Below are 23374 nucleotides of genomic sequence, written 5' to 3' on the forward strand. Positions count from 1 at the left end.
ACTATGTTTTTTATTTTCAGTATCTACGACTTTGTATTAGCAGAAAAAACGGTAACAGCAACCTTAAAAAAAGAAAACGCGCCAAGAAATTTCACCTTGCAGATTATTACACCGGCCCGTCGGTTTATAGGCCTACCTTTTGGCGGTGGATTTGTCAAACTTTCCAGACTTTACGACGAACAGGGCAAATTGATTCACGCACGGAATTATTCAGATGAATTAAAAGCAGAGATCAAAGCGTTCAAAAGTCAATATAGTATCCCCTATTTTCAGTTATGGAAAGGATTTCTTATTGTCACTGCGGCAATCCTTATCTGGGCAGTCATTTATGGCGTTAAGAATAAATTGGGAAATCAACAACAGGAAAAAGCAGTGGGTCAGATGATCGATAATTTGAAGCAACTAAAGGCAGGCCAGCTTTATGGTGCTACTTTTTTTACCGATCAGGATGGTAACAGCATTGATGGACTTCCCGCAGGTTGGATAAAAATAGATAAAATCGTGGGTGACACTATTTTTATACATCGTTCAAAGCAGCTCGACACAAATTCCGCACTTTTTGACATGAAGAATATCGCTTCGTTCAAGCCTCAATCGACCGATGAATGGCAGGAAAAAACAGAAAAAATGGATTTAAATCTATTGAAAAAACAGCTCGAGGATGCTGCGACAAAAAAAGTCGATCTGCTTTATATTGGTAAAGACCACGAGAAATATTCAGGTGTTATATTGACGATAAAAGGTAGCGAGTAAGCCTTATTTCTAGGTATAACCAACATATTGACTTTTTAGCGCAGACAGATCATGCGACCAGGTTCATACTTAAAAAACTCAAGATCGGACGTTTTAAGCAGCGGCCGATCTTGAGTTTCTATTTTTAGTACTCGATTTTTTCTTTTAGTACTGAATTTTTTCGTCAATATCGTATTTCATGCCCGGATAGTGCAGCAACCTTCGCATCAAGGCAATCTGACCGGCCAGATAATCCTCCCGTCCGATACACATCCCGATGAAATTTAGCTTATCCTCCTCAATAAAAGGGATATTCATATTAATTTTAAATAGTTCAGCCAGCTGCGTATCGTCCACTTGCAGCAAAGCAGCATAGACTTTCGGAGATATCGATTTAAAATTTTCTTTTAATTCCAGCACACTGGGATAGTGATAACCTTCATCGAGTGTCTTTCCCATAAAAAATAGCTCATGGTAAGGATCATTTTCCTGAAGCCCAAGAACATGTGCCATAGCATATCGCACATTTACAAAATTACCCGCCATCCATACGATATGGTTGGTCTGTCCATCAATTCGTTTTAAAGCATCTTCTTCCGAAACGCCATCCAACGCGTTCAGAAAAATTTGACTGTGCATACGATAAGCAGGAATGATGATTTCTAATTTTAATGATTTCGGTTTATCCATTTCGTCTTGATTTTTTTAAATACTAAATAACTGATTTATACTAAAATTACACGTTTCAATAGCGACTACACTTGTCGTAGGACAAGAAATAAAAATGAACAAAATTGATAGATCATTGCGGAATAAATTCTAAATTTCTACTAAATTGAAATTCTATCTTTACCACATGAAGATTTTGATCATAGAAGACGAATTGGAGCTGGCCAAAAGCATCGCAACATACCTTAGCGAGCAACAGTATTTATGCGAATTTGCGCCAACTTTGAAGGATGCTCTAGACAAAATTCAGTTATATCAGTACGACTGTATCTTACTGGACATCGGTCTACCAGATGGAAATGGTCTAAAACTACTCGAAGAGTTGAAGACGCAGCGAAAGCAGGACGGTGTGATCATCATTTCCGCAAAAAATGCATTGGACGACAAAATTCATGGACTACAACTGGGGGCCGACGATTATCTGACCAAACCTTTCCATTTATCTGAACTCACAGCACGAATCTATTCCCTGATCCGTCGCAAACAATTCAACAGCTCAAATATTGTTGTGCAAAATGAAATACAGATTGATCTACTTGCAAAAACAGTTATTGTCAATGATCTTCCTATTGTATTGACCAAAAAAGAGTTCGATCTGCTGATGTTTTTTATTGGCAACAAAAATAAAGTGATTTCAAAAAGCACCTTAGCGGAACACTTGTCTGGCGACATTGCTGATATGCTCGACAACCATGACTTTGTCTATGCTCATGTCAAAAATTTAAAAAAGAAACTACAGGACGCCGGAAGTCAATCTTATATCAAAACGGTATACGGTACGGGCTACAAATGGGAAAATTAAAATAGTGAGATGAAACCCCTACTGAGCAAAATAACGACCCCATTTCTACTCTATGTATTGATCGTACTAGGTGTCAGTATTCCTGTTTATTATTTTGTAATGGACGGGATATGGAAAAGTGAATTAGACGAACATAACGAAATTATCGTCAAAAAAACAACCTACGAACTGAACAGTTTAAAACTCTCCGAAGACAGCCTCCAAGCCAGCATCGCTTTATGGAATACCATACAACCTGAAACCAATATACATCGCGTAAAACCGGGCGATTTATTGCAAGATAGCGTGTATACCATCGAAAAACCGCAGCGTTTTGTTGAGCCAAAGACAATTGACCGATTTAGATGCCTATCATCTGTCATTCAGATCAACGGTGCGCCTTATCGTTTTACCGTACAAACAAATATTGAAGAATCTGTAGAAACCATCGCTGCCATCGCCGCAACAACACTGTTTTTCTTTGTTATCTTGGTCATTGGTCTACTTATTATCTCCAGAAAAATATCACTTAGGCTCTGGAAACCATTTCGAGATACCGTTAATAAATTGAAGGCATTTAATCTCAATAGTCAACAACAGGTTGATTTCCAGCAAACGGACACCATAGAGTTCCATGAGCTTAATCAATCCTTATCCAAGCTTCTCGAAAAAAACCTGGCCGTATACCGATCACAAAAGGAATTCACTGAAAATGCTTCCCATGAATTGCAAACACCCTTGGCAATCCTAAAAAATAAGCTAGATATCTTATTACAGTATCCTGATCTAAGCGATGAGCAGTACCAGCTCTTTGAAGATATGCATAAAGCGCTTTCACGTAGCACGCGAATCAACCGCAACCTGCTGCTGCTCGCCAAGATTGACAACAGTCAATTCGATCATTCCGAAAAAATCAGTATGGACTCGCTTGTTACACAAAGTATTGAAGTCATGCAAGAACATCTGGAGCTAAAACAGCTACGACTGCAACAGGAGATCCAACCGTCGGTGCTGCTGACAGGAAACAGCAGTCTGACCGAAATCCTGATCAACAACCTACTCCTGAACGCCATACGTTACAGCAATGCCAACGATACAATTGCTGTACATCTCAATCAAACTTCTTTAACGGTATATAACCCCGGTTCAATGCCCTTAGATAAAATACTTTTATTCAAACGGTTTTCCAAACTTTCGAAAAACAGCCAAGGCAGCGGTTTAGGATTGGCAATTATTACCGAAATCGCCCGGTATCAAGGCTGGACTGTTGATTATCAATTTGAAAATAATCAACATATTTTTTCCATTCATTTTTAAAATTCCAAAAGTATTCTAATTTGGATGACAGTTTTGCTTTATGATCCACATGAAGCAAAACCAGACAGCACACTTATTTGCATTTCAGCTACTGATAAGTGTATTATTTCTTTTGGATGTCAGCATGGCCAAAAGTCAGACTATCATCACAAGGGAAGTGCCGACAAACATCACTCAACCTAAGCGAAATAATACGACATTTTATACAAACTTAACGGATACCAGGCCAACCGAAGGCATAGCGGCCAGCGGACTGTTACTGGCAACAGACAGCACAGCACTGTCTCCAATAATCCATCCTCCGAGCAAGAAAACAAAATTAAACCGTTTCTTCCAAACAGCAATGGATGAAACGCCTTACAAACCACATTTAACGAGCTTTATTGTACCGACAGCCTTTATTGGTTTCGGGGTAGCGAGTTTAAGCATCAATGGTTTAAAAAATCTCAATTTATCCACCAAAGACGAGATCAGCGAACATCAGTTAAAGCACAGCAACCTCGACAATTACAGTCAATATGTCCCTGCAGTTATGGTATATGGACTAAATGCTTTGGGCGTGCAGGGCAAACACAATTTTAAGGACAGAACGGTCATTTATTTAACGTCACAGCTGATCTCAGGAGCCATGGTGCTTCCATTGAAACATATCGTCAAAGAAGTCCGCCCAGATAGTTCCAATAATCTTTCCTTTCCTTCAGGTCACACCGCTACAGCTTTCTCTTCTGCACAATTTATGTTTCATGAATATCATGACAGCAATTTTTGGTTAAGCATTTCGGGCTATCCAATTGCGATTTTTACAGGTACCTACCGCGCCATCAATAATAAACATTGGGTCGGCGATATCGTTGCCGGGGCTGGATTCGGCATTCTGGCAACAGAACTAGCCTATTGGGTGCATCCGCGGATCAATCATCTATTATTCAACGACAACAAAACAACTTCTGCAACGCTAATGCCCTTCTATCAGCACAAACAATTTGGTTTGAGTTATGCCAAGCAATTTTAACCAGCCCAATTTTTTCAAAGTCTATGCATGCAGAAATTATCAAAAATATTTTTTGATCTCGAATAATCTTCCATTACCAAGCATGCACTTGCGCAATCAGTTTGGTTTTCAGTTTATCCGTATGTGCTGCCTGATGAAATCCAGAAAGTTTTATTTGCATATCCGTGTAAATTTAGCTTAGTTTGATACATTTGTAGGGACAATGCATGGATAGCCCATGATTTGGTATCATAGATAAACTTCGATGAATCGAAGTTTTTAACGTTTTTCTTTATATGAAGATTCTCCTAGTCGAAGATGACGTACGTGTCGCAGGATTGATCAAACGCGGACTTGATGAAAATGAATTTCAAACAGCTATTGCCTACGACGGCATATCTGGAAAGAAAATGGCCTTACAACACGACTTTGATCTTATCATAACCGATATCGTACTCCCTAAGATGGATGGATTGGATCTCTGCAAAGAAATTCGTCATATCAAACCCGATGTTCCCATTATCATGTTAACAGCATTAGGAACTACAGACGATAAAATTGAGGGTTTTGACGCCGGAGCGGATGACTATCTGGTCAAACCTTTTGAAATGCGCGAACTCCTAGCCCGCATCAGAGTCCTGCTCAAAAGATATCAAAAACAAGATACACTCACGGGAACAATTTTGCGTTATGGAGACCTGGAAATGAACCTCCATACCAAAAGCGTCAAAAGGAATACTGTCGAAATCCATTTGACCCCCAAAGAGTTCAAGTTACTCCATTATTTATTACAAAATCCCGAGCGTGTCCTTTCCAGAATGGAAATTGCTGAAAAAGTGTGGGAAACGCATTTCGACACCGGAACCAACTTCATTGATGTTTACATCAACTATCTACGTAAAAAAATCGACAAAGATTTTGCAACCAGATATATCCATACCAAATCCGGAATGGGCTTTATTCTAAAACAAGACTAATGCGAATCAGGATACGAATCTCCATATTGTTCACGCTGATTACAGCCACCATATTGCTGGTATTTGCCTGTAAAGTATATTTTTCAGCGGTGGAGAATCGGGAAAGAGAATTTTACGCCCTATTGAAAAAAGAAGCTTACACCAAAGCAAACCTTTTTTTGAATGCAAAAGTCGACAAAAAGACCTTAGAAGATATCTACCACAACAACCGAAAAATCCTCAACGAAGTCGAGGTGGCAATTTACGACACCCGTTTTGATCTCTTGTATCATGATGCCGTAGATATCGACTTTGTCAAAGAGACAGCAGCCATGCTGCAGGATATTCTCAAAAATAAAGAAATACGATTTTATCAGGAAAAATGGCAGGTCATCGGCATAACCTTTCCATATAAAGACAAAACTTACATCATCACAGCCGCAGCCTATGATCAATACGGCTACAATAAACTCAATAGTCTGTTATCTACGATTCTTTTGGTTTTCATTTTGTCTATATTTCTGATCTATGCAGCAGGAATATTCTTTTCCAAAAAGGTCTTTCAACCTATCCTGGAAATGACACAACGTGTAAAAACCATTTCTGCGACAAGTTTGGATGCCAGGCTTACGAGTAGCGGAAATAAAGACGAGCTTTCCGAATTGGCGAGTACATTCAATGCGATGCTCGACCGCCTCGAGAACTCCTTTGATGCCCAAAAGCATTTTGTCTCCAATATCTCGCATGAGCTAAGAACGCCCTTGGCCGCCATGATTGCAGAACTCGAGATTTCTGCCAATAAGGACCGTAGCATAGTGGAGTATAAAACTGTCATCGACAATACGCTCAATGATGCACAGAAACTGAAGAAGTTATTTAATAGCTTACTTGATTTTGCCAAAGCAAGTTACGACAGTTCAGAAATCGCGTTTAAAACCTTACGTATAGACGAAATACTAATTGATGCATGCCAGCAGGTTCTCCAGTCAAGTCCAAATTATAAACTCGACATTTTTGTCGATCCGGCGATTGAAGATGAAAAACTTCTATCCATCAATGCCAATGAGTATCTGTTGCAGGTCGCCTTTGTCAACCTCATTGAAAATGCCTGTAAATTTTCACCCAATCAAAAATGCCTAATCGCTATCAAGGCGGATGAAAATAGGATTCAGCTGGAATTTAAAGATGACGGAATAGGCATTGACCCGGTCGATCTGCCCAATATATTCACGCCATTCTATCGTGGAAACAACAAAGATTATAGCGAGGGAAATGGTATCGGTTTATCGCTTACCCGAAAAATCGTGCTTCTCCATCAAGGCGAGATCAGCGTCCGCTCGGCAAAAGGCGTTGGAAGTGTTTTTAGCATTGATATCCCCCATCGTTCATTATTCTAATAAAATTCTAATTTTTTTCTAAGGCCCCTCTAACCGGCTTATCGGGAGCAGGTGGATAGTTTTGCGGTATGATTAACCGTACAATCAACTATTCGAACCAATCCTTGAGGTACATGAATTGGATCCCTGTACTGCTGTTGCTGCAAGCTTGCAACAGCCAGTCTCACGAAAGCCCCAACCAATCTCCGGCCATCAGCGCAGTTGGAGACACCGTGACCGTCAGTGAAAACACGTCCCTGTTATCGAAACTCAAATTTGTTACGACGACCCATGCACAACATGCACTGAAACTAAATGCAGCTGCTACAGTGAAGATTATTCCCAGCAGTTATGTGGAGATTCCGGTCCCTTTTGCTGGACGAATTGTCAAATCCCACGTGAAACTGGGCCAAAAAGTTGCCATCAACACGCCTTTATTTTCAATTAGTTCATCCGACTATTTTGAGGCACAAAGGGCTTACCTTGACGCCAAACAAGCATTTATGTTTGCCGAGAATATGTTAAAACGCCAAAAAGATCTGATCGCGCATGGTGTTGGCTCTAAAAAAGAACTCGAAGAAGCAGAAACAAATTTTGCGACGAGCAATGCTGCGCTTGGAAATGCCACTGCCGCCTTAAAAATATTCGACAGCAACCCGCCCCATAGTGTTCTCGGTGAGCCTCTCCTTGTTCGTTCACCTATTCAAGGCGAAATTTTGAGTAGTTCGATTGTACTGGGGCAGTACACGAAAGAAGACGCTCCGGCATTACTCCGCATTGCCGAATTGTCAAACGTGTGGGTTTCGGCCTACATCAAAGAAAAGGACTTGCCGGCAATCGATCAACTTGCGCGTGTTGAAGTGAGCGTAGATGCGCTCCCTACTAAAAAAATACCCGGAAAAATTATCCATATCAACCAATTTGTCGACGAAGCAAGCCGGAATATTGAGGTCCTCATTGCCTGTGAAAATGCTAATCGTGCTTTAAAACCAGGGATGTATGTCAACGCCGAATTCGAACGGCAGATGACTCCGACACTTTTCATTCCGGCAAAAGCTGTATTTCAATTTAACGATAAGAGTTTTGTTTGGGTCAAAACATCGTCCAATACCTTCGTCAAGCGCTATGTTACTACTGGCGTAACAGAAGGTGATGCGATCCAGATTTTAACAGGCCTGGTTCCGCAGGAACAGATTGTTGCTGAAGGTGCCTTTTATTTAACACCCGGCTTATGATGGGCTCAGGCTTTCAACTTTTAAAATAGAAACACATGAATATTAAACAATTGATTGGCCATATCATTGCAAAGAGATGGGTAATCGCCGCATCTTTTCTATTGATCGGCTTTTTCGGTTACTATGCCTGGCGACAACTTTCGGTTGAGGCATACCCTGATATCGCTGATGTATCGTCACAGGTCGTAACCCAGGTACCGGGCTTAGCTGCCGAAGAAATGGAACAGCAGATCACCATCCCGATCGAACAGGCCATCAATGGATTGCCGGGGATGGAAGTAATGCGCAGTAAAACCACTTTTGGCTTATCCATGGTCACGATTGTCTTCAAAGATGGTGTTGAAGATTATTGGGCGAGAGCCCGTATACAGGAGCGTCTAGCTGATTTATCCCTGCCCTATGGTGCCAGTCCGGGATTAGATCCGCTGACTTCCCCCACAGGTGAGATCTTCCGTTATATTCTTGAAAGTAAAACCCACAATTTACGCCAGTTGACGGATCTTCAAAATTTTGTTATTATTCCCAAAATCAAGCAGGTTTCGGGCGTTGCAGATGTAACTAATTTTGGGGGAATCACCACACAGTTCCAAGTGGAACTGGATCCGAAAAAGCTTGACCAATATGAAATTTCGCTTGCCGAAGTTGTCGCCAAGATCGAAAGCAATAATGCCAATGCCGGCGGCAGTGTGATGAACCGTGGAGATCAGTCGTACGTCATCCGTGGCATCGGTCTGGTCAAGACATTGGATGATTTGGGCAACATCGTCGTAAAATCCACCAACGGAAATCGGATATATATGCGTGACCTCGGTCAGATCAAACTTGGAAATCTAGCACGGAAAGGGGCTTTAGGATATTCGGATAAACGCGGGGCCAATTATTCGGACAATATCGAAGGTATTGTCCTGCTATTAAAAAATGAGAATCCTTCTGATGTTTTGGCAGGTGTAAATGCAACGGTCCAGGAACTAAACGAAAAGATTCTTCCGGAAGACGTAAAAATACATGTCGTGCTCGATAGAACCAGTTTGGTCGACAATACCCTACATACCGTTTCCAAAACCCTTCTCGAAGGTATGATCTTGGTTATTTTTGTCCTTATTATTTTCCTGGGCAGCTGGCGTGGCGCACTCTTGGTGGCCATTACCATTCCATTGTCCTTGTTGATTGCCTTTATTCTGATGCATTTCACCCATATTCCCGCCAACTTGCTTTCCTTAGGGGCAATTGATTTTGGGATTATTGTAGACGGAGCCATCGTTGTACTGGAAACCATTCTTAAAAAAAGAGAAGATGAACCAGAAGGTCTCCTGCAGGAAAAAACTGTTGCGCAGAAAATTGCTGAAGTCGCCAAACCCATATTCTTTGCGACACTGATCATTATTACAGCCTATCTTCCCCTGTTCGCATTTGAGCGCGTCGAGAAAAAACTTTTTACGCCGATGGCCTATACCGTGGGTTATGCCCTTTTCGGTGCCTTGGCTGTCGCTCTTGTGCTTATACCCGGGATGGCCTATTTGATCTATCGCAAACCCCAAAAAATCTTTCACAGCAAATGGTTGGCAAAATTGACTACGGCTTATCAGTCGGCGATAGAAAAGGTTATGCAGGCTCCCAAACAAGTTTTTATTCCATTGGCAATTGTATTGCTTGCCACAGGTTTGCTCACGGCCTCCGTTGGCAAGGACTTTCTTCCGTCGTTGGATGAAGGCTCGATCTGGCTTCAAGTGTCACTTCCCCCGGGCATCACAGTAGAAAAGTCAAAAGAAATGAGTGATACCCTACGTGCCCGCACACTTAAACACGATGAGATCTCCTATGTCATGGTTCAGGCGGGGCGTAACGACGATGGTACCGACGCCTGGACACCCTCCCATTTCGAAGTTAGTGTGGGATTAAAACCTTACAAAACATGGAAATGGGGGAAAACCAAGGAAGATCTGATTAATGAGCTTGCAGCAGAATATGCGAAAATGCCGGGCTTCAATGTTGCTTTTTCCCAACCCATGATCGACGGGGTCATGGATAAAATCGCTGGCGCCCATAGTGAGCTCGTTGTCAAAATATTCGGCGATGATTTAAAAGAAACCCGACGGGTCGCCGAGGAACTGATCACAACACTCCAACAAGTGAAGGGAGCTGTCGATCTGGCCATTGATCAGGAGCCACCACTCCCGCAATTGCAGATTATCGCCGATCGCGATAAAATAGCGCAATACGGATTGAACATCGCTGACGTGACTGACCTGATCCAGATCGCTATCGGGGGAAAAGCCGTTGCACAGGTTTATCAAGGAATCAAAGTGTATGATATTACCTGTCAATATCAGGAGGAAAACAGGAATTCGCCCGAAAAAATCGGCAATTTAATGCTGTATCCCGAAAATGGAAACCGTATTCCACTAGCCCAGGTCGCCACTATTAAACTCAATACCGGAGAAAGTATGATTTCACGCGAACGTAACAACCGACAGTTGACGGTCCGTCTAAATGTTCGCGGTCGCGATCTAGGGACATTCCTCACTGAAGCACAGCAGGCCATTGCCAAAAATATACACTATGACCAACATAAAATTACGTTAAAATGGGGCGGACAATTTGAAAATCAACAACGTGCCTATACGCGTCTTGCCATTATCGTCCCATTGACATTAGCCATTATATTTATCTTATTGTATGGCACATTTGGTTCATTTAGACAAGCAGGTCTATTGATGGGCATCGTACCCTTGGCACTTTTTGGCGGAATGCTCGCACTCCATGTTCGCGGCATGACGCTAAACGTTTCCTCAGCAGTCGGTTTTATTGCCTTATTCGGTGTCGCTATACAAAACGGTGTCTTGATGCTTTCACAGATGAATGTACTGCGTAAAAATGGGCTGCCGTTGCTTAAAGCGGTAACACAGGGAGCATTTAATCGTTTTCGTCCCGTTTTGATGACCGCTACGGTAGCTATTCTTGGTTTGCTTCCGGCTTCACTAGCAACAGGGATTGGATCGGATGTGCAACGCCCTTTGGCAACGGTAATCGTTTATGGTCTACTATTTTCGACTATCCTGACACTATTTGTGCTCCCCCCACTCTATTATCTTTTAGAACGTAACAGCACCACACAAAAAGACCCCGTAGAATAAATACAAATTCATCCATTTGAAACAGCTTGCTTTCTGCTGTTTCGAATGGATACAACCTGAACATGGAATGGATTCAACCTGAACATGGAGTGGATACAACCTGAACATGGAGTGGATTCCACCTGAACATGGAAAAGCCTTTAGCCAAACCTGCACAGCTATCACATCTGCTGAAGGTTTGCTCAAACCAGGAAGCAGGGGATCCAAACGGAATGGGCTTACGAATAGCCCGGGCGACTTATTTCAGGTGTCAAGAGCGCCCTGGTACTTTTATAAAAGAATCACTAAAACAGAACATTCAGAACAAGTCGATGATCATGAACAAACAACCTATTTTAACAAAGAAAAGCTTTACCTGTATTCTTTTTATACTCGCGCTATACCATACAGCAATCGCTCAGGATAGGAATAGCAGCGTGTCAGAAGCGACAGGGCAGCAACTTGATTATTCAAAATTTATACATACAGTCGCTAAAAATAATCTGGGCTACGCCGCCGAAAAATTCAACCTCAGCATTGCTGAAGCCAATATTATTAGCGCCAGGGTATTTCCTGACCCTGAATTTAGTATGGGCATTTTTGATAATAGTGAACGTACAAAACAACTGGGGCGGGGCTATAATGCAGGAATTGCATGGACCCTGGAATTGGGGGCTAAACGAAAAGCCCGGATAAACCTGGCCAAAGATGAAGCCGAGGTAACCCGTTTATTGCTAGCAGATTATTTCCGAAATTTACGTGCCGACGCTACACTTGCATTTTTAACAGCAAAACAGCAGGCATTATTGGTGAAAATAAACCAAAATTCCTATCAGCAACTGAGGCAATTGGCCACATCGGATAGTATCCGCTATAAATTGGGGAGCATCCCTGAAATAGATTTCCGCCAATCTAAATTGGAGGCCGCCAATATGCACAATACGTTGCTGGCAACAGAAGCATCCTGGAAATCCGCCCTTGTAAACCTTTCCCTATTAATGGCAGACAACTCCCTTACGACAACGGGGGTACCCCCAGATGCTTTCGATCATTTGGACCGGGCATACCGCTTAGATGAACTGGTCAGAGTAGCCCAAAATGACCGCAGCGATCTAAAAGTTGCCCTACAAAACAAACAGCTGTCACAGCGTCTGCTCCAATTGGCGCAGGCCAACCGGGCTATAGACCTCGGACTTTCATTTGGCGTTACCTATAATGGAGAAGCACGAAATGAAACTGCCCCAACGCCTCAGTTTACGGCTATAAATGCAGGTATTTCAATTCCTTTAAAGTTCTCAAATTTTAAAACGGGCGATCTTAAAGCCGCAAAATTTAAGATCGATCAGGACGAGGTTGCCTATCAAGATGTACTCCTACGCATTCAGATCGAAGTTACGCAAGCGTTCCTAACCTACCAGGCCGCTCAAAAACAGGTACAGCTATTTGACAGCGCTATGCTATCGGAAGCAAAAGCAATTTTGGAAGGAAAGGTTTACAGCTATAAAAGAGGCGAAACATCCCTACTGGAAGTTTTAAATGCTCAACGGACCTACAATGATACCCAGCTTAGCTATTATGAAGCCCGTTACAATTATGCCGTAGCATTGGTTGAACTCCAACGCACAGCCGGGATATGGGATATTCAGGAGATCTAAGCTGGGGAGATTCTGTTTTTTCTCAACTTCTTATACATACTTTTCAAGGAAGGCGAAATCAGTATCAGCAAAAGTACGCTGATACTGATCATGGACATGATCTCATAATAATCCATGGCATAGCGCACAAAGGATTGGATCTTGACCCGCTCAGCAACGAGCTTTAAGGCGGCTGTATGTTCCTTATACTGTAATCCATGGTTTAAAACGCCGGCGGATTCCTGCTGCAGGTACTCCCGAAACAAGGGGTTGCCCACTTCCGTTTGATCCCGAAACACCTGTTGGTGCTGGGCAGATTCAAACAATTTGAAAAAATTCTGCAAACCGATACTGCTCGTGTAGCCCAGGTAGCGGATAGCAAGACAGACCGCAGCAGCAGAAGCCCCCAATTGAGGGCTGAAACTGGTAATGCAAAATAAGATGGTGGGCACCATAATAAGCCCTACTCCGAGTCCGTGTAAAACCAAAGGTATCCAAAAATGCGCATCATTACCCTGCCCCTCAAAGGAGAAAAACATCCATTGGTGAAACAGCAGCAAGCAACAATAGCCCGAAATCCAGATCCATTTTACCAGCCTTTGCCCAAGCATCCAATACAATGAGCCCAGAACACCGGCCACGATACCAGCAATATTAAACCACTGGATATAGGACAAATGAATAGGATCAAGTTGAATAACCTGTACGAGATATTGATTTGAGATGGTCAAGGAGAAGCGCTCGATATACATCATATACAAAATCAATAAGCCCAAGAGAAAGTTCCTATTTTTAAAAATCGCCAAATGAACATACACACGCCGGAGCACCATTTGCCGAACAATAAAAAGAATAAGCAACGCTAGACCTACCCCGAATATGATCAGCATGTGCCGATCGTTAAACCAATAAACTTCTTGTCCATACACCATTAAATAGCCAAAACTGACGATCACAAGGCTATAGAAAATACAGCTTGCCCAGTCTAACGAAAACAAAGGGTAAGGGCGTATATGCCTTATAGAGCGCATCGACAGCATAATCAACAATAAACCGGGTACAAATGATAAGGCAGCGTATAGATAGAGCTGATCAAAATTGAATGAATCGATAAATTCAGCCGTGACGAAAGTATTAAATGGGGAGCTGCAGAGTAACATGCCGAAAAAGACAGCATAACTTACTTCCTTAGCCCGATCGCTTTTCAACCGTGAGAATATCATGGAGATCGATAAGTTTACGGCAGAAGCAAACAACATCCCTTGGAAAAAGCGCAGGCCATATACCCAGCTGATATCGGTGATTCTGTACATCAAAAAGCAATTCAAGAGCTGGAGAAGATTAAAAATAATGTAGTACTGCTTGATGGGAAAGTATAAAAAAAAGCGTCGTTCTAAAACGTAGAATCCAACAAAACCAGCATAAAACAAAATGATCAGGAACTGGACATCACTGGGTTGGGCGCCGTAAAATCCAGCGGTGACATTTGTATTTGCACCGGGCAGGAAAAATAAGACCATACTCGGCATCAAGCTGCTAAACAGGATAAGCTTGATCAACCACTCCGGCACCCATTCTTTGAAAATTCCTTTCACTAGTTCTGATTTTTTGATACCAACACATTCACATTCATTCCTGAAAGAAGCTGTTGGGCTCCCCTTTGCTTATCCAGCTCAATGCGCACAGGTACGCGTTGTACAATCTTCACAAAGTTGCCCGTTGCATTATCTGGCGGCAAAAGGGAGAATGCAGAACCCGTAGCCGGGGAGATGGAAATAATTTTCCCATAGAATTTTTGATCCGGATACGCATCAGCAACCACCTCAACCCTATTGCCAAGATGCAAATAACGCAGTTGTGTTTCCTTAAAATTAGCCGTTACCCAGGTTGGGGTTTCTCTATTGACGATAAAGCCCAAAACTTCGCCAGCACTTATCATTTGACCTTTTTCAATTGTGCGTTTGCCAATCTGCCCATCGTAAGGTGCGCGAATAACGGTATACCCAACATCAAGCCTTTTACGGCCGACAGCTGCCGTCAAACGAACACGTTCGGCATCCACCACACCTTTTTTCATATCCACATCATGCACGCGTTCTTGTGACGCCTGTAATTTATGCTTTAACGAAGCCAGCTCACTCTTATACACATCCAACGTCGCTTTTACATCCTCCAGTTGCTGTGCCGTTGCAGACTTTTCCTGAAACAAATAATTATAGCGATCATACTCCAACTGTTGCTTGGTTACCCGAGCCTCCCCGGCAGCAATTGAGGTCCGTAAAGACTCATGTTCCGCCTGGAGAATTTCCTTTTGACTATGAAGAACATTGATCTCTGCAGCTTCCTTATTCACAGATGCCGCTACCTGATCAGCCTCATATTTATATTCCTTATTATCTATAAGCAACAAGGTATCACCCCGTTTAACCAATTGATGATCGTGATAATGCACAGAAACCACATATCCGCCCACCCGAGAAACAATGGGATTGATATACTGTGTTACCTGTGCATCATTTGTATAGGTATACCGCAAGCGCATCCATAATGCTTGAGCGCCCCATAACAGCAAGGCCAACAAGACAATTCCAGCCAACCAGTTGGTGATTCGAGTGAGTTGTGCCTCCACAACTGTTCTTCGTGATTTAGGTTTCATTAGATAGTACCCTTCAAAAATTCGATAAAATAATAATGTTTCTGTAGCGCAATATGTGCGGTTTCAAGATCAAAAAGTGTTTTTAGGTATTGCATATCAGCATCTAAGAGATCTGTAATCAAAGCCGATGATTTAAAATACCTGTTTTTTATAATTCGTGCATTTTCCTGCGCCAAAGCCTTATTGTTTTGACAGACGTCCTGCTGCTTAATAGCCAATTGATAATCCAACAGGGCCTGTAATAGTTGATTTTCCAGAATCTCCTCTTCATGATGGTGTTTTACCTCTTGTCGATCCAAGGCGATCTGTGCTCCGCGCACCACGTTTTTATTGAGATAAATTGCCGAGATCGGTATGGTTAATTTGAGCCCTGTGATACTCAGATTATACCAGCTGGGGTTATAGGGATACAAGAAAACCTGTGGATTGGCAAAAGTGAATGTACTGGTCAAGCCCAACTCAGGAAGATAATTTGATCGCGCCTGTTTGACCGACAACTTTTTCATAACCACTTCCTGTTCGGATTTTAGGAGGGAAAAAGCATGGCTTCGCGCTTCGGCAACAAGCGCTTCATAGCTGGGGTTTTCCACCTGAAACTGCTCGGGCAGGGGCACAATCTCCGCAGTAATACCACCAATTAGCTGCAGCTTCTGATTTGCAGCCTGAATATCATGACCGATCTGCACGAGCAACAGTTCCCGCTTCGAAAGCTCCAACGAAATACGCAAGACGTCACTGTGCAATACAACACCCGCCTTATACAGATGCTCAATCTCCTTGAGCTGTGCCCGTTGATCAGCAATATCCTGCTCGATTAAAGATCGGTTACTATACGACAGTTCCAAATCCAAAAAAAGATTGCAAACCTCCAATTTCGTCTGCGCCGCGGCATTCTTCCAATCGATTCTAGCCAGCTCATTTTCCAATTTTTTGGACTCAATTTTCATCAGGTCCCGATGCCCGTTGTAGAGGTTCAGATAAAAATCCAGGCCGCTATCGTACAAGTAATGAATGATATCATGCTGGGCGGGTTTATTTAAAAGCCCCTGATCATACACAGGCATATTACTCGCATAACTAGCAGAAGCTCGGGCGGAAATCTTGGGCAGCAACTCCATGCGTTGCTGCTGTACCGCCACCTCAGTTTCTTTGAGCTGCAAATAAGACTGCTCAATGTATTTACTGTTCTGTAGTGCTTTGTCGATCATGTCTTTCAGGGACATGCGCAAAGAATCGAGGGCGAAGGTGTCCGAAATAGCGCATACTAACAATCCTATGGTTAGTATGCCTTTTGCCCAATAGGGAGGAAAAAAGTTCACGTGTGCTATGTAATTTTTTTGCGTTGCAAACTTAGACACTTATTGGAACTTGGATTTCTTCACAAACGCCAATATGTTATGGAAAAAAGACATTTTTTCATCAATTCAATCAAAAAGACCAATATCTGCCAAGAAGATCTTACCATATCCTTTTTTAAAGCACAAAAAAAAGCCTCTCAAACGTTGATTTGAAAGGCCTTTCCGGATGGTATAAAACCAAACTATCCGTATAAGGAATCTTCTATTGCATTCCACAACTGTATTCTCTTTTGTAGCGCAACTTTACTAATCTCCTTCATTTCCGTCCATTTAACCTCATCGTCCTTCGCGAGATCTGTGATCATCTGCATCGCCAAAGGTCCATGCTCATCGCCGTCCAGATCAATATGACGTTGAAAATAATAGATAAAGCTGTCCAGATTGGCTGTAGGGAAATTTGTTTTAATTTCTTCCAAAATAGAGGTAAACATTCCCGGGATAAGATCTTCGCGTCCAAATGTAAATGCTGCAGCTATTTTATGCACTTCGCCCTCAGCAATCACTTCGAATGTAAAATTCAAAAAGTCCTTGATCCGCTTGTCCAATGTGGTCGTTGCAATGACATCGAATATGTTGCTCGATTTTTTGGCGTGAGCAATAAATTTATTGACCAGATGAAGATCGGCACCCATAGCATCCATGGCATCCAGATACATCTCAAAGTGGCTCAAACGACGACCATCAATGTATTCATCCGATTCCTCAGCCAATACAATTTCGTTGATTAGATAGCGTGTTGATGGATGCTCACTCGCAAACCAAGGTAAAGTCGTACAGGTCAATTTAATCTGTAAAGCTTTTAGTAAAGACATAAAATCCCATACAGCGTACACATGCCCTTCTGTAAAAGAACGTAGATTCTTGATCGTTTTGATCTTACGATACAAGGGGTGTTGCAATAATACCTCGCGTTCGGTAGCAATGTATTCGTTAATTTCCGCAATTCTATTCATGGCGCAAAAGTATTGTCTTATCTCTATTTTTAAAAGTATTTTCGATGAGATTACAGTAACATGATAAATTTTTCGCCCAGCTATCCGCTTCATAACCAAATCACAGCCAACAATGCGCCTCGCTTTTGACCGCCCTATTCCTGTTGCTAAAGTTCATTTACCCTTAAAAACAAAAATATTTTTTATTATAAAAAATAATCTACTATATTTGTAGAGTATTCAGAATTGCATGATGCAATACCAACCGAGTGCAGGCACCGCGGTGGTAAATTAATACGGGTTTCGACCAAAATAAACGTCACAGAACGATTATTTTCCCCAACAAGATCTGGATACAGTTTATGGTTTAATCTTTTAAATTTTTAAATTGTATGGCTACTACAACAAATCTTTACCAACACTTACTGGAAAAATTCAGTTATTACTCAACAGATGAACTGATCCAGCTCAACAATGACACCATTTTGGGACAAGGCTGGGGTTCAGCCAAGGCAACCTTTAGAACAGCTTTGATCAGTACGTTCTCCAAAAGAGGACTGGATCTTTCCAACATCATTTCCAAGGAAGACGGTTTTACCTCGGTGAAGCATGTCCCTGTACGCTTGGAACAGAATGTCCTGATTCCTTTACAATAATCTTTATCGGCAAAAAAAAGCGCGCATCGAAAGGACTTCGTGCGCGCTGCTGTGGTTGGTTTAGTAAATTGCCGATTTAAAAGAAGGCAATAATCTTATTATTTATAGTTTGGATTCTGAATTAACACACCTGCGCTTTTCTCAATTTCTGTTTGTGGTAATGGCCAGCGGTAAAATTTGTCTTCAAAATGATAGGGCACTTTACTGTCTTTGACCGCATTGAGTACTTCGCCTGCGATATGCCAACGAATCAAGTCGTAATGCCGCAGTCCTTCGAAAGCAAGTTCAACCCTTCTTTCGTGGCGGATACGATCGCGCATTTTTTCCTTGGTATAACCGGCAGGGAACCCGGGCATCTGAACGCGGCTCCTCAATGTATTCATAGCATCGTAAACCGATTGATCTGGTCCGGCGATTTCATTTTGTGCTTCGGCATACATCAATAACACCTCTCCAAACCGCAGTACAACAGCATCCTGTTGGCTCAATGTTGAAAAGCCAAAAGGTAAGTTGGCCGGATCCAAAAATTTCAGCACCCCATAACCTGTAGGCCGCGGATTGGACGGTGTATGGATCTTACCGCCGCCAAAGTCGGGATGATCCACGAAAATTGTTTTGCTCAAGCGCGGATCCCTATCTTTGAAGGGATTGGCTCGGTCAGTCAAAGGTGATTCACCATAAGGCAGACCATCTTTGCATTCATAGGTATCCACGAGGTTTTGCAACGGTGAAGCTGCTATCCAATCGCCGAGGTACATGTCCCAGGGGGCTGTATTATTCGGTGCCAGAAAATTGACCGAAAAGATAATCTCAGTATTATTCTTCTGTGTTGCATCGCGAAAGACATTTTCAAAAGCCGTACTCAGGGTATACTCTTTCATGACATCGGTGCATAAATCTTTTACCTCTTTCAGAATTGCTAAATCGGGCACCCCTTTGTCACCATAAGCCGCAAACAGTAAAACCCGTGCTTTCAAGGCTTTTGCAGAACTTGCGGTCGCATGCCCCCCATTGTTGAAATAAGGTTTAGCCGCTAAGTTGGCGATCCCGAAATCCAGATCGGCCCGAATCTGTTTTAGAATATTCTCCGCAGTTTCCTTTGGCTGACGTTGATTCTCCAAACTGAGGGGAGTCAGTACAAGTGGCACTTCACCATAGATACTGTACAATTGGAAATACACAAAAGCACGAATAAAGCGGGCTTCGGCTTCCATATTTTTTTTCTCCCCATCGTTCATATCGGCGCCATTGTAGCCATGAAGCTTTTCGATCAGGCGATTGGCACGTCCTATACCTACATAAGCATCGTTATAAATACCGGTTTCGTAGCCCCCGGTGGTCGGATTTAAGTTCCCACCGACGATTTCATTGACGCTACCCGAATTGAACTGATTGTAGCCATTGTCGGTCAGACAATCCCGGAAAGGCATCCCAAAAGAAAAGGCTTCACTCTGCAACGAGGCATATACACCGGCCAAAGCATTATCAAAATCCGATTTTTTGCTAAAATAATTGTCCGAAGCAATCTGATCCAAAGGGTTGAGGTCCAAGGCACTGTTACAGGAAGCTAAAAATAGGCCGGATAGCATCAACGCTGTTATAAATTTCTTTTTCATAGCACTTAAAAGTTAACTTGTACACCAAATGAATAAATCTTGTTTTGTGGATACTGTACCAGATCACCATTTCCATAGCGTTCAGGGTCCAAGCCCTTAAATTTGGTCGCAGTAAGCAGGTTATCACCCGAAAAATAAACCCTTAGGCGGTCAATTTTATATTTTTTCAAGAGCCCTTCAGGTAAAGTGTATCCGAACACAAGATTTTTCAACCTGAAGTATGAGGCATCCTGAATAAAATAGCTGGAAGCACGGCTGAATTTCTCCGGAGCACTCCAACCCCAATAAATACGGGGCATCGTTGTCGAAGGATTTTCAGGAGTCCAACGGTCTAACCAGTCTTTTGTCGGCGGGCTACCCTGTACAAATGGGGTTACACCCCAGCCCGAAACATAGGATTTGACGCCATATACCCCTTGTAATAGGGCCGAAAAGTCAAAACCTTTAAAACTAGCACTTAGATTAAAACTATAGTTCAGCTTTGGATCCACACCGGCTATCATTGTTCTGTCGTTGGCATCTATTTTTCCGTCCCCATTGACGTCCCGATACTTCAGATCGCCGGGCAGTGTATTATCATTAAACTGCTTAGGCGAACCTGTTACTTCTGCTTCTGACTGGAATATGCCAATGACTTCGTAGGTATAAAAGCTGTCCATTGCATAGCCATTTTTTTTGATCGTATAGCCTCCGATTTCAGGTTCTCCAAATTTGACCAGCTTGTTTTTGAAACGATCGAGGTTTGCCCCTAGCTGATAGCGTAAACCTTCCAATGCGCCCGTGGTAAGCTGATTGCGATAGGTAATTCCTAATTCAACACCTTTATTTTCAACGATACCGTCATTGATATTTGGGGCGCCCAATCCTACGATTGCCGTGATCTGCGAAGGGCGTAAGATGTCGGTTGTCCGTTTCTTATACCAATCGAAAGTAATATCCAAATTTTTGAACAGGCTTAAATCTACCCCAACATCTGTCATGGTTGTTGTTTCCCATTTGATCAGTGGGTTGGTCAGTCTTTGCTGTGCCACCCCCGATTGCAGACTATTGTTATCAAATGAATAATTACCTGTAAGTCCCAATACAGGCTGGTATGGATAATTTAAGGAATAGCCATTCACATCCACCACATTCTGGTTTCCAAGTTGCCCCCAAGATCCACGGATCTTCAAATTATCCAACCAACCGGAAGCGAATTCCTTGACAAACGATTCTTCCGATACACGCCAGCCTGCAGAGAAAGAAGGAAAGGCTGCCCAACGGTTTTTACCGTAAAACTTGGAACTACCGTCGTAACGCATATTGGCTTCCAAGAGGTATTTCCCTTGATAATCATAGTTCAACCGGCCGAAATACGAGATCAGCGCCCATTGGTTGGCGGTTCCGTTTGCCCGTTGAATATCCGATCCCCCCGCATTTAATTCTGTTAGTGTATCGTCGACAAAATTCTGTCTGAAGCCCTGAAGGTAGGTATACTTACTTTTTTCAATGCTATATCCGGCCTGCGCTTTGAGGTGGTGTGCGCCAAACGCGCGATCATAGTTCAGGTAAGTAAATAAATTGGTGTATATTGTTTGTTGATCCTGATCCGTAAGGCCCTTTCCAAGATCCAATGTTGTTCCGAGCGTGCCCGTATGGTAATAATATTCATCCAACGTTGATTTATAATCCTTGTACTTGTCCATATTGAAATTATAGGCCCCTTTGGTGTACCAGGAAAGCCCCTTAAACAGCTGTACCTCCATCCAGGCTTGTAAATTAGCCGCATAGTCGTCGGTATTGTACGTGAATTTCCGATCCAATACGGCCATAGGATTTTTATTGTTGTACTCCCAGTCGTAAGCTTTGTACGTGTAACGTCCGCTACCATCCGGCAAAAATGGGCCATAAGTTGGTGCCTGCGACATGGCCGACAGGAAGAGGTCTTTGGATCCGCCCGGGATAGATTCGGTATGCCCTGTTTTGAGCAAGATATTTGTTCCGAATTTAATACCTTCCGAGATTTTGGTCGTCAGATTGAGGCGGGCGGAATAACGGTCATAGTTAAAACCTTTGATCATTCCATCCTGATTGACGTAGCCCAAACCAACGTTAAAGGTTGTCTTCTCGTTTCCGCCCTGGATACCGAGATTATGGGTATACGTCGGTTTTGTTTGGAAAATAAGCCCCAGCCAGTCCGTATTTGGATATTTTACAGGATCGTTGCTGTTGCGATAGGCAGCGATCACATCGGCGGGATATAGGCCATCGTTGAGATTGGAATTCTTACGCGCTTCGTTATATAATTCCATATACTGCGCCGAATTGGTGATCAGATCAAACATTTTCGTAGGCTTATAGATACCCACATTTCCGTCATACTGAACGGTTGTCTTTCCCGATTTCCCTTGTTTCGTCGTGATCAGAATAACGCCATTGGCTGCACGCGAGCCGTAGATTGCTGCGGAGGCGGCATCTTTCAGCACACTGACATTTTCGATATCATTGGGATTGACGTCGGAGAATTTTCCCTGCACACCATCAATGAGCACCAGGGGATCCGACCCGGCGCCGCTAAAGGTACCCTTACCACGAATGCGGATGGAAACGCCTTCATTGCCCGGTTCTCCTGACCCTTGATTGATCTGAACACCCGGCACTGCCCCCTGCAGCATGGAAGCTGTATTGACAACGGGCCGTTTGATCATATCTTTGCCACTCACTGTAGCCACGGCACCGGTTAGATTAACTTTCTTTTGTGTACCGTAACCGACCACAACAACCTCTTCCAAACTCGACGAAGCGTCGTTCAGCTGCACATTCACGGTTCCCTCATTGGCAGCAACAGCCATTTCCCTGGTTTCAAATCCCAAAGAAGAGAACGTCAGTACGGCAGTTCCGCCTGTCAGGCTGAGTTCGAATTGCCCCTGCGGATCCGTTTGCGTTTCCTGCGTTGCATTTTTGACCCGTACTGTCACGCCGGGTAGCGGGCGCCCTGTATTATCCAGCACTTTTCCTTTTATTGTGCGCTGTTGACCTATCCCATCGAGGACGGCAGAAAGGCCTTTTTCTGTTGGGGCAAAACGACGGTCTGTCGTTCTTAGAGATGCAGCGGAGCCCGTGTAGGGTACAGCTATCGAAAGACAGAGTGCCATTATACTGGCCTCAGGACCGAAGGACAGGCCCTTGATCAAAGGCCATTGTCTTGTCTTTTCTGTTTTCATATTTACTTTTTTTGTTTATAAGGTGCTTTTATTTTGAAATTTTTGGCACAAAGCATCCCCTATCATGCAAAAAATTGCATGTTCCAATT

The 23374-nt window shown here is 42.9% G+C and carries 17 protein-coding genes and 1 riboswitch; of the genes, 10 read left to right on the plus strand and 7 right to left on the minus strand.

Translation table 11 applies throughout. The annotated features are described in order from the left end of the window. Window positions 1-3 precede the first annotated feature (3 nt). Window positions 4-753 carry a hypothetical protein gene (locus tag ACLCDV_RS20110; RefSeq protein WP_201667439.1) on the plus strand — a complete coding sequence of 250 codons (750 nt, stop codon included), beginning with the start codon at window positions 4-6 and terminating at the stop codon, window positions 751-753. A gap of 144 nt (window positions 754-897) precedes the next feature. Here ACLCDV_RS20110 and ACLCDV_RS20115 read toward each other — a convergent pair whose 3' ends face one another. Beyond that, the gene (locus ACLCDV_RS20115) at window positions 898-1422 is read right to left on the minus strand and encodes a DinB family protein (protein WP_333574417.1); all 525 of its coding nucleotides are present in this window, start codon (window positions 1420-1422) and stop codon (window positions 898-900) included. A 166-nt stretch (window positions 1423-1588) separates the two neighbouring features. Between ACLCDV_RS20115 and ACLCDV_RS20120 the strand changes: the two genes are divergently transcribed. From ACLCDV_RS20120 to ACLCDV_RS20155, 8 genes are all read left to right on the plus strand, one after another. Next, a complete protein-coding gene (locus ACLCDV_RS20120) occupies window positions 1589-2263 on the plus strand; it encodes a response regulator transcription factor (protein ID WP_333574416.1) in 675 nt (224 codons plus the stop codon). Between the two features lie 9 nt (window positions 2264-2272). Then, on the plus strand, window positions 2273-3559 hold the full coding sequence (locus ACLCDV_RS20125) for a sensor histidine kinase (protein WP_411972079.1): 1287 nt from the start codon (window positions 2273-2275) through the stop codon (window positions 3557-3559). A gap of 49 nt (window positions 3560-3608) precedes the next feature. Further along, on the plus strand, window positions 3609-4571 hold the full coding sequence (locus tag ACLCDV_RS20130; RefSeq protein WP_411972080.1) for a phosphatase PAP2 family protein: 963 nt from the start codon (window positions 3609-3611) through the stop codon (window positions 4569-4571). A 275-nt stretch (window positions 4572-4846) separates the two neighbouring features. Continuing rightward, on the plus strand, window positions 4847-5527 hold the full coding sequence (locus ACLCDV_RS20135; protein WP_120336283.1) for a response regulator transcription factor: 681 nt from the start codon (window positions 4847-4849) through the stop codon (window positions 5525-5527). Further along, window positions 5527-6903 carry an ATP-binding protein gene (locus ACLCDV_RS20140; RefSeq protein WP_411972081.1) on the plus strand — a complete coding sequence of 459 codons (1377 nt, stop codon included), beginning with the start codon at window positions 5527-5529 and terminating at the stop codon, window positions 6901-6903. Before ACLCDV_RS20135 ends, ACLCDV_RS20140 begins: the two co-directional genes overlap by 1 nt. Before the next feature lie 113 nt (window positions 6904-7016). Beyond that, window positions 7017-8117, plus strand: coding sequence for an efflux RND transporter periplasmic adaptor subunit (locus tag ACLCDV_RS20145; RefSeq protein ID WP_411972082.1), 1101 nt, complete (start codon window positions 7017-7019; stop codon window positions 8115-8117). Window positions 8118-8152: 35 nt separating this feature from the next. Continuing rightward, window positions 8153-11251 (plus strand): efflux RND transporter permease subunit, encoded by a 3099-nt coding sequence (locus ACLCDV_RS20150; RefSeq protein WP_411972083.1) that lies wholly within the window; start codon window positions 8153-8155, stop codon window positions 11249-11251. 128 nt (window positions 11252-11379) lie between these two features. Further along, window positions 11380-12885 carry a TolC family protein gene (locus tag ACLCDV_RS20155; protein ID WP_411972084.1) on the plus strand — a complete coding sequence of 502 codons (1506 nt, stop codon included), beginning with the start codon at window positions 11380-11382 and terminating at the stop codon, window positions 12883-12885. Here ACLCDV_RS20155 and ACLCDV_RS20160 read toward each other — a convergent pair. The 4 genes from ACLCDV_RS20160 to ACLCDV_RS20175 all read right to left on the minus strand — a co-directional run bounded on the left by ACLCDV_RS20160 (window position 12882) and on the right by ACLCDV_RS20175 (window position 17831). Further along, window positions 12882-14459 (minus strand): hypothetical protein, encoded by a 1578-nt coding sequence (locus ACLCDV_RS20160; RefSeq protein WP_411972085.1) that lies wholly within the window; start codon window positions 14457-14459, stop codon window positions 12882-12884. The genes ACLCDV_RS20155 and ACLCDV_RS20160 overlap by 4 nt on opposite strands. Continuing rightward, window positions 14459-15520, minus strand: a complete 1062-nt coding sequence (locus ACLCDV_RS20165; protein ID WP_317664518.1) for an HlyD family secretion protein — start codon at window positions 15518-15520, stop codon at window positions 14459-14461. The genes ACLCDV_RS20160 and ACLCDV_RS20165 overlap by 1 nt, the downstream gene beginning before the upstream one ends. Beyond that, a complete protein-coding gene (locus ACLCDV_RS20170; RefSeq protein WP_411972086.1) occupies window positions 15520-16839 on the minus strand; it encodes a TolC family protein in 1320 nt (439 codons plus the stop codon). Before ACLCDV_RS20170 ends, ACLCDV_RS20165 begins: the two co-directional genes overlap by 1 nt. Window positions 16840-17060: 221 nt before the next feature. Next, window positions 17061-17831, minus strand: a complete 771-nt coding sequence (locus ACLCDV_RS20175; RefSeq protein ID WP_333574406.1) for a DUF3050 domain-containing protein — start codon at window positions 17829-17831, stop codon at window positions 17061-17063. Between the two features lie 210 nt (window positions 17832-18041). After that, a riboswitch (SAM-I-IV-variant riboswitch) is annotated at window positions 18042-18135 on the plus strand. A gap of 67 nt (window positions 18136-18202) precedes the next feature. Between ACLCDV_RS20175 and ACLCDV_RS20180 the strand changes: the two genes are divergently transcribed. Next, the gene (locus tag ACLCDV_RS20180) at window positions 18203-18466 is read left to right on the plus strand and encodes a 5-oxoprolinase (protein ID WP_070567048.1); all 264 of its coding nucleotides are present in this window, start codon (window positions 18203-18205) and stop codon (window positions 18464-18466) included. A gap of 98 nt (window positions 18467-18564) precedes the next feature. Here ACLCDV_RS20180 and ACLCDV_RS20185 read toward each other — a convergent pair whose 3' ends face one another. Beyond that, window positions 18565-20082, minus strand: a complete 1518-nt coding sequence (locus ACLCDV_RS20185) for a RagB/SusD family nutrient uptake outer membrane protein (RefSeq protein ID WP_411972087.1) — start codon at window positions 20080-20082, stop codon at window positions 18565-18567. Window positions 20083-20087: 5 nt separating this feature from the next. Continuing rightward, window positions 20088-23285 (minus strand): SusC/RagA family TonB-linked outer membrane protein, encoded by a 3198-nt coding sequence (locus ACLCDV_RS20190; RefSeq protein ID WP_411972088.1) that lies wholly within the window; start codon window positions 23283-23285, stop codon window positions 20088-20090. Between the last annotated feature and the right edge of the window lie 89 nt (window positions 23286-23374).

Source organism: Sphingobacterium sp. Lzh-3 (assembly GCF_046764375.1).
Taxonomy (GTDB): Bacteria; Bacteroidota; Bacteroidia; order Sphingobacteriales; family Sphingobacteriaceae; genus Sphingobacterium.